This is a genomic window from Streptosporangium sp. G11 (assembly GCF_051192615.1).
GTDB lineage: Bacteria > Actinomycetota > Actinomycetes > Streptosporangiales > Streptosporangiaceae > Streptosporangium.
On sequence record NZ_JBPJUQ010000127.1, the window covers coordinates 1 to 13,479 of the forward strand.

14 protein-coding genes and 2 pseudogenes are annotated in these 13,479 nt (G+C 66.7%); 10 read left to right on the plus strand and 6 right to left on the minus strand.

Going from position 1 to position 13,479, the window contains the following annotated elements:
• Nucleotides 1-279: 279 nt before the first annotated feature.
• Nucleotides 280-792: a hypothetical protein gene (locus ACSDR0_RS46340; protein WP_435295368.1), complete on the minus strand. Its 513-nt coding sequence runs from the start codon at nt 790-792 to the stop codon at nt 280-282.
• Nucleotides 793-1,277: 485 nt separating this feature from the next.
• Between ACSDR0_RS46340 and ACSDR0_RS46345 the strand changes: the two are divergent.
• Nucleotides 1,278-1,391 (plus strand): annotated as a pseudogene (locus tag ACSDR0_RS46345) (methyltransferase domain-containing protein); the annotation flags it as partial.
• A 246-nt stretch (nt 1,392-1,637) separates the two neighbouring features.
• Here ACSDR0_RS46345 and ACSDR0_RS46350 read toward each other — a convergent pair.
• The gene (locus ACSDR0_RS46350; protein ID WP_435295369.1) at nt 1,638-2,480 is read right to left on the minus strand and encodes a helix-turn-helix transcriptional regulator; all 843 of its coding nucleotides are present in this window, start codon (nt 2,478-2,480) and stop codon (nt 1,638-1,640) included.
• 145 nt (nt 2,481-2,625) lie between these two features.
• Here ACSDR0_RS46350 and ACSDR0_RS46355 point away from each other — a divergent pair, with 145 nt between their 5' ends.
• A complete protein-coding gene (locus ACSDR0_RS46355) occupies nt 2,626-3,405 on the plus strand; it encodes an NAD(P)H-dependent oxidoreductase (RefSeq protein ID WP_435295370.1) in 780 nt (259 codons plus the stop codon).
• Nucleotides 3,406-3,512: 107 nt separating this feature from the next.
• Here the strand turns inward: ACSDR0_RS46355 and ACSDR0_RS46360 are convergent, their stop codons facing one another.
• Nucleotides 3,513-3,764, minus strand: coding sequence for a hypothetical protein (locus tag ACSDR0_RS46360; RefSeq protein WP_435295371.1), 252 nt, complete (start codon nt 3,762-3,764; stop codon nt 3,513-3,515).
• 3 nt (nt 3,765-3,767) lie between these two features.
• Here ACSDR0_RS46360 and ACSDR0_RS46365 point away from each other — a divergent pair, with 3 nt between their 5' ends.
• The 3 genes from ACSDR0_RS46365 to ACSDR0_RS46375 all read left to right on the plus strand — a co-directional run bounded on the left by ACSDR0_RS46365 (nt 3,768) and on the right by ACSDR0_RS46375 (nt 7,830).
• Nucleotides 3,768-4,013, plus strand: a complete 246-nt coding sequence (locus tag ACSDR0_RS46365) for a tyrosine-type recombinase/integrase (protein WP_435295372.1) — start codon at nt 3,768-3,770, stop codon at nt 4,011-4,013.
• Between the two features lie 291 nt (nt 4,014-4,304).
• Nucleotides 4,305-4,490 carry a hypothetical protein gene (locus tag ACSDR0_RS46370; protein ID WP_435295373.1) on the plus strand — a complete coding sequence of 62 codons (186 nt, stop codon included), beginning with the start codon at nt 4,305-4,307 and terminating at the stop codon, nt 4,488-4,490.
• Nucleotides 4,491-4,944: 454 nt separating this feature from the next.
• Nucleotides 4,945-7,830: a glycosyl hydrolase family 95 catalytic domain-containing protein gene (locus tag ACSDR0_RS46375; RefSeq protein ID WP_435295374.1), complete on the plus strand. Its 2,886-nt coding sequence runs from the start codon at nt 4,945-4,947 to the stop codon at nt 7,828-7,830.
• Between the two features lie 68 nt (nt 7,831-7,898).
• Here ACSDR0_RS46375 and ACSDR0_RS46380 read toward each other — a convergent pair.
• Together ACSDR0_RS46380 and ACSDR0_RS46385 are read right to left on the minus strand one after the other, a co-directional pair.
• Nucleotides 7,899-8,144, minus strand: a pseudogene (locus ACSDR0_RS46380) (IS630 family transposase); the annotation flags it as partial.
• A gap of 544 nt (nt 8,145-8,688) precedes the next feature.
• On the minus strand, nt 8,689-8,886 hold the full coding sequence (locus tag ACSDR0_RS46385; RefSeq protein WP_435295375.1) for an alpha/beta fold hydrolase: 198 nt from the start codon (nt 8,884-8,886) through the stop codon (nt 8,689-8,691).
• Here ACSDR0_RS46385 and ACSDR0_RS46390 point away from each other — a divergent pair.
• From ACSDR0_RS46390 to ACSDR0_RS46400, 3 genes are all read left to right on the plus strand, one after another.
• The gene (locus ACSDR0_RS46390; RefSeq protein WP_435295376.1) at nt 8,870-9,031 is read left to right on the plus strand and encodes a hypothetical protein; all 162 of its coding nucleotides are present in this window, start codon (nt 8,870-8,872) and stop codon (nt 9,029-9,031) included. The genes ACSDR0_RS46385 and ACSDR0_RS46390 overlap by 17 nt on opposite strands.
• Before the next feature lie 18 nt (nt 9,032-9,049).
• Nucleotides 9,050-9,346 (plus strand): DUF5996 family protein, encoded by a 297-nt coding sequence (locus ACSDR0_RS46395; protein ID WP_435295377.1) that lies wholly within the window; start codon nt 9,050-9,052, stop codon nt 9,344-9,346.
• A gap of 122 nt (nt 9,347-9,468) precedes the next feature.
• On the plus strand, nt 9,469-10,296 hold the full coding sequence (locus ACSDR0_RS46400; RefSeq protein WP_435295378.1) for an alpha/beta hydrolase: 828 nt from the start codon (nt 9,469-9,471) through the stop codon (nt 10,294-10,296).
• 30 nt (nt 10,297-10,326) lie between these two features.
• Here ACSDR0_RS46400 and ACSDR0_RS46405 read toward each other — a convergent pair whose 3' ends face one another.
• Complete coding sequence (locus ACSDR0_RS46405) at nt 10,327-10,935, minus strand: TetR/AcrR family transcriptional regulator (RefSeq protein ID WP_435295379.1); 609 nt, start codon at nt 10,933-10,935, stop codon at nt 10,327-10,329.
• 98 nt (nt 10,936-11,033) lie between these two features.
• Between ACSDR0_RS46405 and ACSDR0_RS46410 the strand changes: the two genes are divergently transcribed.
• Both ACSDR0_RS46410 and ACSDR0_RS46415 read left to right on the plus strand, forming a co-directional pair.
• Nucleotides 11,034-11,780, plus strand: coding sequence for an SDR family NAD(P)-dependent oxidoreductase (locus tag ACSDR0_RS46410; protein ID WP_435295380.1), 747 nt, complete (start codon nt 11,034-11,036; stop codon nt 11,778-11,780).
• A gap of 60 nt (nt 11,781-11,840) precedes the next feature.
• Nucleotides 11,841-12,839, plus strand: coding sequence for an alpha/beta fold hydrolase (locus ACSDR0_RS46415; protein WP_435295381.1), 999 nt, complete (start codon nt 11,841-11,843; stop codon nt 12,837-12,839).
• Nucleotides 12,840-13,479 lie beyond the last annotated feature (640 nt).

The following is a 13,479-nucleotide window of genomic DNA, read 5'->3' on the forward strand; positions in this document are numbered from 1 at the left end:
AGAGCCCGGTGAATCGAGAGATTCACGCCGGGATCTGTGGGAGCCCAGGGGTGAAATCCCCCTGGGCTACCCGACTGACACCCTTGTGCACGCCTGGCATTGTCTCGGCCCACGCACGGCCCACGCACGGCCCAGGCGACGAAACACGAGCAACCGGCCGCGAGCGGGCAGGGGACCAGCGCCGGGAGGCGGAACGCGGTTGTGTACACAATCAGGCGACCGAGCAAGATCATTGACGTTAAGGGTCGGCGCGGTCGGCGCGGTCGGCGCGGTCGCTCGTCATGCAGCGGCCGCCGGACGAGGCGCTCGGGTGGCGGCCGCGTCGCGCTGCATCCGCAGGTGAGCTCTGGCGGCTTGGTGGTCGGCGCGGCCGCGGTGGTCGCGCGGGTAGCGGGCCCGGTTCGCGTGCGAGGGTGCTCCAGCCAAGATGAGGCGGCCTTGGCCGGCGATCGCGCCGGTGCGGTGACGTTTGCCGGGGGTTCTCATCCATTCCTCCTCGGCCAGCCACCAGGCGTAGGCGTCGCGCTCGACGCTGTAGGCCCGCACGCGCCGCTCGCGCACGCCGGTCGCACCGATGCGGTCGGCGACGCTGGAGAAGGTCACTGGGGTGCGCTCGAACGCGGCCGCGGGGCCCGGCCGGCCGACGCGACGAGCCAGCTGGTGGCCGGTGAGGATGTGCAGGTGGGGGTTCCGGTAGCAATGAAGAAATTTCCAACGAAGTACCGTCTGACCTGCGCTGATGAAGGCGTCGTAGAAGCCGGGGTTTCGGCTGTGGATAGCCGAGCCCGGCATCGGGCCGGATTGGCTCCGTAGCGCTCTCACCGTGCTGACCTGGGCAGACGCTGTTCCGGGAAGGGGGCAGTACTCAGGTTCTGTCCGGTCTGCGGAGGCGGGTAGCCCGAGGCTGAGATGCCTCGGGCTACCCGCCTACCTCTGGCCTGCTCTGATGTGAGGGCGCCGCAGGGCTGGTGCGCTGGTCGGTGGATACGGCGGGCCGGTCTGAGGATGTCGCTGACCTGGCCTGGACGTTTCACGCCGACGATGGTCAGCGATATCCGTTGGATTTTCCGCGATTACTACCGGGACCCCATGCCGGAGCTCGGACTCTCCTCTCATCTCGTCTTGTTCCTTGCGCTGAAATCCGTTCGCGGATGAATGATTGCCGCCGTCATGATGTGCCGATGCCTCCGAAGAACGCCTACCACGACGCGCTCGGTGACTACTTCGCCGAGCATGCCGGCATCAGCCCCTACAACGCCTACACCGATCGGCCCGCGATGCTGGAACTCGCCGGTGACATCGCCGGCGCGAGGATCCTTGATGTTGGCTGCGGAGCCGGACACTACGCGGCCGACCTGCTGGCACGTGGCGCGAAGGTAGTCGGCGTTGATGGCAGCGCCACGCTGCTGGAGCACGCGCGGGCACGGGTGGGTGAGCGGGCTGAGTTGCGACTGCACGATAAGGAGCGGGAGGGCTCCCCTTCCCGATGCCCGGACGCCACTCCGCGTCCGAACCCCAGGCGAAATCCCGGGCACGCCTACCTCGCCACCCTCGGCCACTACGCCTCGGCGCAGACACAGCCGAACGCATCACTCGCGAAGACGACCCGCCAACCGCCGCTGCTGACCGCAACGGACTTATTTCGTTACCGGCAGGCCTTTCACTGTGGGATGTCCATCACCACTGAGCGCGCCCAGCAGGCGCAGCCCGTCCTCGGTGGGGCTCCCGGGTGCCGCGGACAGCACCAGCAGCTCCATGCCCGATTCATCCGGCAGCGCGAAGTTCTCCTGGTGCAGTTCCAGCAGTCCGACCAGCGGGTGCCGGTACGCCTTGCGTCCATGTGTGCGGGCGCGTACGTCCGCGCGGGCCCAGAGGCGGCGGAAGCGCTTGCTGCCCATCGCCAGCTCGCCGATAAGCGAGGCCAGGCCCGGGTCGTCGGGGTACTTCCCGGCCGCCAGGCGCAGGTGCCCGACCACGTCGAGGGTGCATTTCTCCCAGTCGGCATACAGGCCGCGCTCGTCCTCATCGAGGAAGATGTGCCGGGCGGTGTTCAAGCCCGGCATCTCCCGACCGTAGAGGAGCCCGGCGAGGCGGTTCCCGGCGGCCACGTCCAGCCGATGGTCCATGATCAGGGCGGGCGCGTCGGTGACCAGGTCGAGTACGCGAAGCAGCTCCGGCCGCAGGCGCCCGCTGGGCGACTTGGTGCGGCGGCGGCGCTGCCGGGCGAGCCGGTACAGGTGCCCGCGTTCGGTCTCGTCGAGGCTGAGGACGCGGGCGAGCGCGTCGAGGACCTGTTCGGAGGGCTGGGTGGCGCGGCCCTGCTCCAGGCGTACGTAGTAGTCGACGCTGACTCCGGACAGGTGCGCGACCTCTTCGCGGCGCAGCCCTTCGACGCGGCGGCGGCTGTCGGTGGGGATGCCGACGGCCGCTGGGTCGACCCGGGAGCGCCGGGTGCGCAGGAAGCCCGCGAGATCGTCCATGCCCCCCAGTATGGCTCCGGTAACGCACGTGAAGGTGGTCCTGCTGTTACCAGGAAGTCCCGTCCGATGGAAGAGGCGCCCCTGAATGACGAGGCCTCGGCGGCCCGAGCATCTATGGCGACACACCTCTTTGAAGGGAACAGCCATGAAGACGCTCATTGTCTACGCCCACCCCGAGCCGCGTTCGCTGAACGGCTCTCTGAAGGACCTCGCCGTGTCCACTCTCGAAGCCGCCGGGCACGAGGTGCGGGTGAGCGACCTGTACGCGATGAACTGGAAGGCCGTGGTGGACGCGGCGGACTTCGGCGAGCACGCCACGAGCCCGCTGCAGGTGATACCGAGTTCGGCCGGGGCCTACGACGCCGGCGCGCTCACGCCCGACGTGGCGGCCGAGCAGGAGAAGCTCCTGTGGGCCGACACGGTGGTCTTCCAGTTCCCGATGTGGTGGTACACGATGCCGGCGATCCTCAAAGGCTGGGTGGACCGGGTGTTCTCCTTCCACTTCGCGTACGGCGTCGGAGTGCACGACGAGACCCGGTACGGCGAGCGTTTCGGTGAGGGGACGCTGCAGGGGCGGCGGGCGATCCTGTCGGTGACCGTCGGGGGCCCGGAGTCCCACTACACCGATCGCGGGATCAACGGCCCGATCGAGGACCTGCTGTTCCCGATCCACCACGGGATCCTGTACTACCCGGGCGTGGAGGTGCTGCCGCCGTTCGTGCTGTACGGCACCGACCGGATGACCGACGAGGACTACCCGGACGTCGCCAAGGCCTGGGAGCAGCGCCTGCTCACCCTGGAGTCGACCGAGCCGATCGCGTTCCGGCGCCAGAACTTCGGTGACTACGAGATCCCGTCACTGCGGTTGAAGGAGGGCCTGGAAGTGCCGGGCCGCAAGGGTTTCGGCCTGCACGTGCGGGGTTAGCCGCCGGCGAGGGACAGGACGAGCGACCACCCGCATCAGAACGGTCAGTGACGATAACCCGAGCTCCGACGGCTCGCTAACGTCACTGGCCGAGGCTGCTATATCTGTCAAGCGGTTGCCTGGAGGGGGTCTGGGTCGCGTTCGAGAAGCTTGAATAGTTGCCGGGAGAGGGCTCTTTTAAGGCAGCGACGGGCTTCGCGTGGGGTTTTTCCTTCGGAGATGCGGCGGGCGATGTAGGCGTGGGTGTCGGAGTCGACGCGGGCCCGGACGAGGATGATGGTGTGTAACGCCCGGTTGAGATCGCCAAAGCCATCGGAGTCGCCGACCACGACAAACTCTCCATTCACGGCATCCGCCACAGCGTGGCCACCGCCCTGCTGGAGGCAGGCGAAGAGCTGTCGGCGGTACAAGCCCTGCTCGGCCACTCCTCCCCCGACACCACCCAGATCTACGCCCACCCCAAATCGCTCAACCTCTCCCCCACCCAGCGCATCGACCAACGCCTGGCCACCGCCGTCGAACGCCGCCCCCGGCACGTCGCCCGGCCAAGCCCGCACGGCACGGCTCCGGCATTCCCTCCGTCTCCCCAGACGCCTTCACCCGCATGATTAGATGAGCGCTTTCTCCGGGACTGTACGGTTTTCGGCTCTGTCTCTCTTTCGGCTCTGTCTCTCTTTCGGTGGTGACCAAGCGTGGTCACAGGTGATGAGGACACGCTTGAGGCGAATCAGCTGGTCAGAAGGGTGTCGTGGCACGGTCCGGCAAGCAGGGGCATGGGCGGCCGCGCGATCCTACAGGCGTCTGGTGAGGAACCCGCCCAGCTCCGCGACGTCGGCTTGATGTGCACGTTCCGTTACCACCGAAAGTGAGCCAGAGCCGAAAACCGTACAGTCCCGATCATGAGAGGTGCGCCATGGGCGGCGTGGTCACAAGGAGGCGAGGGCGCGGACGCGGTCGGCGATGACGCGCCGGGCGACCTCGGAGGTGAAGGCGATGTTCTCGAACTCGTGCGGGACGCCGGGATGGAGGTGGAACTCAACCGGGACGCCGGCCTGGCTGAGGCGCAGGGCGTAGGGCGTAGGTGAGGTCCTCGTCGCGGAAGATGCCGAGCTGGCTGACTTCGATGTAGATGACTCCCGGCGGCCACGGCGGGCCCAGGGATGGATGAAGGAAGTACCGGCGGTAGGCGCACACCTCGCGGTCACCGTCCTGGCTCCCGACCTTCCTGCTAATGAAAGTTACACCGAACTCTTAAGAGAGTCGTCGGCTGTCCTCGAAAAACGGACCAAAGGTTACGCGGCGTTCACAGTTGTTCTTGACGTAAGACATAAGACGTCATACGTTACACGAGCGCTATTCATGGAATGCCTTTCAGCCAAACCACATGGTGTGCTTGCCTTCGAAGGCACCTTTTGAGCGAGAGCTCTACCGCAGGGTGTCCCATCGAATGGTGACCGTAGCGCGGCGATGGACCAGCCGCGGCGGTACTGGCGGTACTCGGCCGCAACCATCACCCCCAACTCGCCATCAGGAGCTTCGATGAACATGCCGATGAATCGTCGACGCTTCATCGCCACCACGGTGGCGACCGCAGGCGCTGCCGCGCTGCCTTCGGTGATCTTCGTTGACCGAGCGGCTGCCGCCGTGCCGCCGCAGCTGCCGCAGCGCGGCATCTACGACACGGCCGCCGCCGCGAGTTGGACCGATGCCTTCCTGACCGGAAACGGTGAGTACGGGGCTATGCTCTACGGCGCGCCCGCCCTGGAGAAGGTGGTCTTCACGCATCATCGGTTCGTTCTGCCCAACGGCACCCGTAACCTGACTCCGCCGGTGCTGTCGGGCCGGTTGGCGGGGGTCAGAAACAAGGCGCTTGCCGGTGACTTCAACGGTGCCACCGGCGACTTCACCTCCGGCTGGTCGCTGCGCTGGACTCAGACCTTCCATCCGGGCTATGAGCTGCAGATCAGCACCCCAGGAATGACGACGGCCAACGACTACGCCCGGATCACCGATTTCAGGACCGGTGAGGTCACCTCGACATGGACCGACGGTTTCGGCGCGTGGACGCGCCGGGCTTTCGCCTCCCGAGCCGACCGGGTCATCGTCCACGAACTCACTGCCGCGCCGGGCCGGACGATCGACACCACGCTCAGCGTCAACACCGCCCTGAACGGCGTGCCGGGGTCTGTCGGTTTCACCACCCTGGCCACGGTCGGCAACGGTGACGGCTACCTCAACCTGCGGGGCAGATACCCCGCCGGGCAGGGAGCGTTCGGCTATGAGGGCGTCACCCGGGTGGTCGCGACCGGCGGTTCGGTACGGGTGAGCGGGTCGGCCATTGTCGTGACCGCGGCGACCCAACTCGTGCTGCTGACCAAACTCGATCGCTACGAGTCGTCCACCGCGTGGGAGGCCAAACCGCTGCACACGGCGCTGGCCGCGCTGAGCGCCGACTACGCGGCGTTGCTGACGCGGCATACCGCCCTGCACAGCGCGCTGTACGACCGTTCACGCCTCGACCTGAACGTCAGCGCCGCCGATCGGCAATTGTCGACCAGTGAGCTGATCGCGCGGCAGAATTCCAACCGCAATGTCATCGACCTCGCGTTGCTGGAGCGGATGTATGAATCCGGCCGTTATTTGTTCCTCAGTTCCAGCGGCGTCCTGCCGCCGCGGCTGACCGGCCTGTGGACGGGCGCCTGGGACGCGGCGTGGGCCGGCGACTTCACCACCGACGCCAACATCAACTTCCAGATCGCCAGCGGCAACATCCTGTCCCTCACCGAGGCCATGGACGGCTACTTCACCCTGATCCTCGGCCAGATCAACGACTGGCGCACCAACGCCAGAAACCTCTACGGCACTCGCGGCCTGCTCGCTCCCTCCCGGACCGACGGCGAGTACGGCAAGATGCTGCATTTCGACGGCGGGTTTCCCGGCCACACCTGGATCGGCGGCGCCGACTGGCTGCTCTATCCACTGCTCGAGTACTACCAGGTCACCGGTGATGCCACCTTCTACCGCACCAAGCTCGCTCCGGTCCTGATCGAGCTCGCGCTATTTTACGAGGACTTTCTCACCCGCACCGACGCCAACGGCAAGGTCATCTTCGTGCCGTGCTTCTCCATGGAGAACAGTCCCGGCAACACGGGCAGGCAGCTGTCGATCAATGCGACCGGCGAGATCGCCGCAGGCAAGCACGCGCTGCAGGCCGCCATCGACGCCGCCAACGTCCTCGGCACCGAGCAGGGCCCAGGCCAAGGCGTGCAACGCTGGACCGCCTTGCTGACCAAGATGCCCGATTATCGAATCAACGGCGACGGGGCACTCGCCGAATGGTCGTGGCCCAGCCTGACCGACCGATACAACCACCGTCACGTACAGCACATGTACCCCCTCTGGCCGCTGCACGAGATCAACCCCGAGGACAAGCCCGACCTGATCCGCTACGCGAGCCGCGCACTGGATCTGCGAGGAGACGAGGCAGGAGAGGCCCACGGCGCCATCCACCGCAGCCTCGCCCGAGCCCGGCTCAAGGACGGCGCCGGCGTGTACGGCAACGTGCGGAAGATCCTGGGCAACAACATGATCTTCCGGTCGTTGATGACCTCGCACAACCCGAACCTGGCGATCTACAACGCCGACGCCGCCAATTCCCTGCCCGCGATTCTCGCCGAGGCGTTGATCTACACCAGGCCCGGCATCCTGGAGTTGCTGCCCGCGCTGCCCGACCAGTTCGCCAAGGGCACGATCACCGGCGTGCGCGGCCGCAACCGCATCCGGATCGCGTCACTCACCTGGGACCTCAGCGCCCGGACCGTCACCGCCACCGTCATCTCCGACATCACCCAGACCGTAACGCTCATCTGCCGGCGCGGGATCGTGTCCATTACCACCAGTGCAAGCGTGGCCACCTCGCCGGTGGGCAGCTACGCCCGACAGGTCTCACTCACCGCAGGTACGACGACCCCGATCTCCATCGAGCTGGGCACCGGCGGCCCGTCCACCGGCGTCGTCCGCCTGGTCAACCGCAACAGCGGCAAGGTGCTGGACGTCTCCGGCGGCTCCAGCGCCGACGGTGCCGCCATTGTCCAGTGGCCCTGGAGCGGCGGGACCAACCAGCGCTGGCAGATGTCGCAGAACTCCGACGGCTCGTTCCGGCTGTCCAGTGTCGGCAGCGGCAAGGTCCTCAGCAGCCCGAACGCCAATCAGGGCACCGCCCTGGTTCAGATGACCGACAACAACGGCGCGAACCAGCGGTGGAAACTCGTCCCCGCGGCCACAAACGGCTACTACCGGCTGGTCAACATCGGCAACGGATTGTGCGCGGACGTCGAGGCGGGCTCCACAGCCGACGGCGCCCGAGTCATCCAATGGGCCGACAAGGGCGGCGCCAACCAGGAATGGCAGATCGTCGCCATGTGAAATGGGGTACCCAGCAGCGTTCCGTCGTACTCCCCGCTAGTGTGATGCGCCGCAAGTCCAGAGGGTAACTATTTCTTTGATGGCTGACTGGGTGGGTTGATCTTGGCGAGGTAGTCGGCGAGGGACTTGAGGATCTCGTCGGCGGTCTTGGTACAGGTGAACGGTCTGGGGTCCTGGTTCCAGGTGTCGATCCAGGCCTTGATGTCGTCTTCGAGGGCTTGGACGGAGGTGTGGACTCCGCGGCGGATGAGTTTGTCGGTCAGTAGTCCGAACCAGCGCTCGATCTGGTTGATCCATGACGAGCCGGTCGGTGATGTACCCCGAGTTCGGTGGAGTCGGCTTGGTTGACTCTCACGCCGACTGGACATTCGGGTAAAGCATCTCGTACTCGATGCGGCTGCGGCGATGCCCGTCACGATGGGATTGAGGCCCCCCACCACACCGATCAACGACGCCACCTCGCCCTCGATGAACGGGATCGCGCCGGCGAGCATCACGACGACAGGTTGGATGAACTCGGGGACCTGTCCCACGAGATCTTGGAAGTTGCTGACGAGTTGCTCAAGGGGATGCATGAAGGGATTCCTTATGAATACAGCACGTTATGTCGAGCCACCTCGACTTTGTGGCCAGTAGAAACCGCGTTCTTGGGACAGGGTCAAGCCACCCGTAGCACGCGACCTTTCCTTCGCGCGACAGGGGCAGCGGAACGCACCTGAGGTATATTCGGCGGGGCGACAACGACCTGTGTGCGAGTGTTTGAACTGTTCCGAACCGGCGTCGGTGACGTTTTGAACTGCACCTGGATGACGCGATGACCTCGACGACTCAGGCGACCACTCTCCGCCGATCGGCGTCCTACTTGTTGAGGAATGTGTTCAGTGCGGTGTTGACCTCGTCGGCGTGGGTCCAGAGCAGACCGTGTGGGGCGCCTTCGATCTCGACATAGTCGGCCTCGGGGAACGCCGCGTGGAAGCGACGCCCAGTGACGTCGATGGGGAGAATGTTGTCCTTGGTACCGTGCAGGATCAGCGCCGGCTTGCCACTGGCGCGCACCGCCTCGATATCACTGCGGAAGTCCTCGATCCAGGACGGGACGACCGCGTACGCGGCGACCGGGGCGCTGCCGATCGCGACGTTCCAGCCGGCGGTGACGGCCTCCTGGCTGATCCGGGAGCCGAGGTTCTCGTCCAGGTTGTAGAAGTCCGAGTAGAACCGCGTGAACCAGGCGTACCGGTCGCCCTTCGCGGCCGCCCTGTTCTGGCGACAGCTGCTGCAGGCGAACCGGGTGATCGGCGAGTTCCGGTCGCACTTCGTCGGCAAGGTCAGTCCGGTGCACTTCTTCTGGGGAGGAATGGACCTCGCCTGCACCCGCTTCTCCGGGCGGGCGGCTCCGCCGCACCCCGGTGGAGTACCCAACTGCGGGGCCTGGGTCATGGTTGAGGGCTACCGAAATGCGAGCCAGTGCTCCGGCCTTCAGGCCGGGGGTGAAGGCCCGCGCGGGAGTGCCCGCTAGGGCGCGAGCGTGCCCTGACCTTCCTGGTCTTGCCGCTCGGCCCATCAGGTGTAGGAGACCTCCGCCCGCATCACCGCCGACGCCGACCCCATCCGGCGGCGCCGCCCCCGCTGACCCGCACCATGGCGGCCGACCGCTCATCAGGCCGGCCACACCCGCAGTGTCTGCTCGTCGTCGGAGTCGGGCTCGACCCGCATCCCGACCGCCCTCAGCGCCGCCGCATACGCGGCAACCTGCTCCCCGGCACCGCTCGCAGGCCCGGCGAAAGCCACCAGGAAGGGCCGCTCCGTGCCCCCGCCCTCCACCACGAACCCGGCCCGGTTGTCACTGAACTCCATTACGACACGTTCGCCGCCGATCTGAACACGGTGCTCGAGACCCTGGACCTGACCGACGTCACGCTCGTCGGCTTCAGCATGGGCACCGGCGAGGTCGGCCGCTACCTGGGCCTACGGCTCGGCCGGGTCGCCAAGGCGGCCTTCCTGGCCTCACTGGAGCCGTTCCTGCTGCAGACCGAGGACAACCCGACCGGGGTGCCGCAGGAGGTCTTCGACGGCATCTCCGCCGCGGCCACCGCCGATCGGTACGCCTGGTTCACCGAGTTCTACAAGAACTTCTATAACACCGACGAGAACCTGGGCGGCCACCTGTCCGAAGAAGCGTTGCGCAACAGCTGGAACGTCGCCGTCGGCGCCTCCTGGTACGCCTCCAGCGCCGTGGTCCCGACCTGGCTGACCGACTTCCGAGGAGATCTGGCCGCGATCGACGTGCCGGCGTTGATCCTGCACGGCACCGGCGACCGGATCTTGCCGATCGACGCCACCGCCCGCGAGTTCCACAAGCGGGTCCCGCAGGCCGATTACGTCGAGATCGAGGGTGCCCCGCACGGCCTGCTCTGGACCCACGCGCACGAGGTCAACGAGGCCCTGCTGACCTTCTTGGCCAAGTAACCGGCGAGCCGACGACCAGCCGGGGACCGGCTAGACCGGCGGCCAGCTCCGTAGGGCGGCGTCGGCGACCAACTGGAGGATGTCGCGCTCCGCGCCGCCGGCAGCCTGCACTGCGATGCCGTTCCCGATCGTTATGACGTACTTCGCCAGGACTGACGGGTCGGTCTCCGGCGGCAGGTCGCCTTCCTCGACCGCGCGCCGGAACCGATCCGTCAGCTTGGTGCTGATCTCTTCTCCCCAGGCGGCCAGCAGGTCGCGGATGACCCGCCCGTCCTCGCCCCCGAGCAGGGACGCCCGGAGGCTGAGACACCCGGTCGGGTAGCCCGGCAGGGTGGCGCTCCGGACCGCGCCGCGCAGGAACACCGTGGCCACCTGCTGGGCGGTCGGCTCGGCCAGCGCCTCGGCACCGTACGACGCCGGGCCGTCGCTGTATCGCATCAGGGCCTTCCGGAACAACTCCTCCTTGTTGCCGAAGGCCGCGTACATGCTCGTGCGGTTGATCCCCATCGCCTCGGTCAGGTCGGTGAGGCTCGCACCCTCGTAGCCGTTCTCCCAGAACACCCGCATCGCGTTCTCAAGCGCTTCGTCGGCGTCGAAGCCCCTGGGCCGACCCACCTGCGCGCTCCGTTGACCGTCCACGTGACCCACCTTACCCATTTCTTACCGATCGATCCAGATGTGCTATCGTAGTTCTGTACCGATCGATTGGTACAGAATTCGACAAGGAGGTTCCCGTCATGAGCGAGTTGACCGGCAAGACTGCCCTGATCACCGGTTCCACCACCGGCATCGGCCGGGCGACGGCCTACGCCCTGGCCGCGCGCGGTGCCAGCGTGGTGGTGACCGGACGCGACGCCCAGCGCGGGGAGGAGGTCGTCCAGAAGATCCAGGCCGACGGCGGCTCGGCCCGCTTCGTCGCCGCCGACCTGACCAACCCGGACGACGTGGCCCGGCTGGCCCGGGAAGGCGGCGAGGTGGACGTGCTGGTGAACAACGCCGGGGTGGGCAGCTTCGGTCCCAGCGCCGACATCACCGGCGAACAGTACGACGCGATGCTCGACGCCAACGTGCGCGCGGTCTACCAGCTGACCACCGCCCTGGCTCCGAAGATGGCCGAGCGCGGCAGCGGCAGTGTGATCAACGTCAGCAGCGGCGCCGCCGTGATCGGGGACGTCAACAACGCGGTCTACGCAGCCACCAAGGCAGCAGTGAGCTCACTGACCCGCGCGTGGGCCGCCGAGTACGGCCCGTCCGGCGTACGCGTCAACGCGGTCGCACCCGGCCCTGTCCTCACCAGCGCCCCCGAGCAGTATCTCCGGGGCTACATCCCGCTCATCCCGCTGCGCCGTTTCGCCCAGCCGGAAGACGTCGCCCAGGTCATCGCCTTCCTCGCCGGCCCCGGCGCCTCGTTCGTGAGCGGCGCCCACATCCCCGTCGACGGCGGCCTCACCGCCGTCGAGCCCCCTAAGCCCGGCTACCTGTAACCAAAACGCACGACATCGACAGCCGTCACGGGCAGGCGCTCCGCACGTGAACGCCTGCCCGTGACGCCCGACCGGCTGGGAGAGGAAGACGACTTGCCTTTCGTAGAGTCCAATGGCATCACTACCTGTTACGACGAGTTCGGCGACGCCCACGAGCGGGTGATGCTCCTGATCATGGGTGTGGGTGAGCAGCTCATCGCCTGGCCCGACGGATTCTGCGCACTTTTCGCCGGTCACGGTTTCCGCGTGATCCGGTTCGACAACCGTGACATCGGACTGTCGACCTGGCTCGACGAGCTCGGCGACGTCGATCTGGCCGGGCTGCTCGCCGGCGACCTGTCCACGGTGCGCTACGGGCTCTCGGACATGGTCGCCGACACCGCCGGCCTGCTCGAAGCTCTAAACGTGTCCCGGGCCCACCTCGTCGGGGCCTCGATGGGCGGCGGCATCGCACAGCAGGTGGCCATCGACCACCCGCAGCTCGTCGCCAGCCTCGCTTCCATCATGTCGACCACGAGCGACGGGGTGAGCGGCGGGAGCTGCCTCGAAGACCCGACCGCACTGGTGCCGCAGGCCGACGCTGACCGCGAGGCGGCAGTCGCCGCCGATGTCGCGCTCTATCAGCTCATCGGCTCACCCGGGTTCAAGACCAGCGAAACGGAACTGACCCGTCGAGCCGCCGCCAAGTTCGACCGCGCATTCCACCCCGCCGGCACGTTGCGACAGATCGCGGCCAACGCCACAGCCACCAACCGCACCCAGGCATTACACACCCTGAAAGTGTCCACGGTGGTCATCCACAGCGACAGTGACCCCCTGGTCAACGTCAGCGGCGGACGCGCCACGGCCGACGCCGTTCCCGGCGCAGAACTCGTCGTGATTCCGGGCATGGGTCACGACCTTCCCGAAGGTGCGTGGAGCCGGATGCCGACGCCATCGCCGCGAACGCCGCCAAAGCCTGACCGGACCACCTCAGCGCGCAGATCGTCAACCAATCCGGATGGAGAGCCGTCTGGAGCCGGCGCTGCTACCAGCAGCCTGACTCCGACCCAGATATGAATTAAGACCTGTGAGGACCATCGGCCGTGAATTCGGCGCTAAGCGACGTCCGTCCCGGAAACGCTCCTTTGCGGGACGGCTTGAAAAGATCATCAGTAGGAGCCGTTCGCCCAGGACGGCGAGTCTCGAAACCCGTCCCAGAACCGATCTGTCGGGGCCGTGATTGCGGGACGTTTTCGGGACCAACGCCCCAACATCTCGGGCGCGGGCCGCTCCACCCCCTACCGACCCCCGACCAGGGCGATTACGGCTTAGCGCCGGATCCACTGCCAATGGTCCCCAAGGGCCATTGCGTCGCCCGAGCATCCACGGAAGGAGCATGCCCGAGCACCGCGCGACAGGCGTGTCACTATCCTCGCGGATATTGGCATTGCCGCTGCTGGAGTGTGTGGATCGTGCGCGTGACACTGAGAGAGAACCGCCCGTCCCGGCGCGTCGCGCACCCACAACCACGATGAGGAACACCGCTATGACTGATCCGATGAAGGCCGTTGTGCTCGCCCGTTTCGGAGGGGCTGATGCTTTCGAGCTGCGCGACGTCTCCGCCTGTTTGTAGCTGCTGGGTCTTTAGTCCATTGTAAATGATCTTGAACTTTGAGCCAGCGCCTTTACAATGTAGATTTATTATCATACTTCTCAG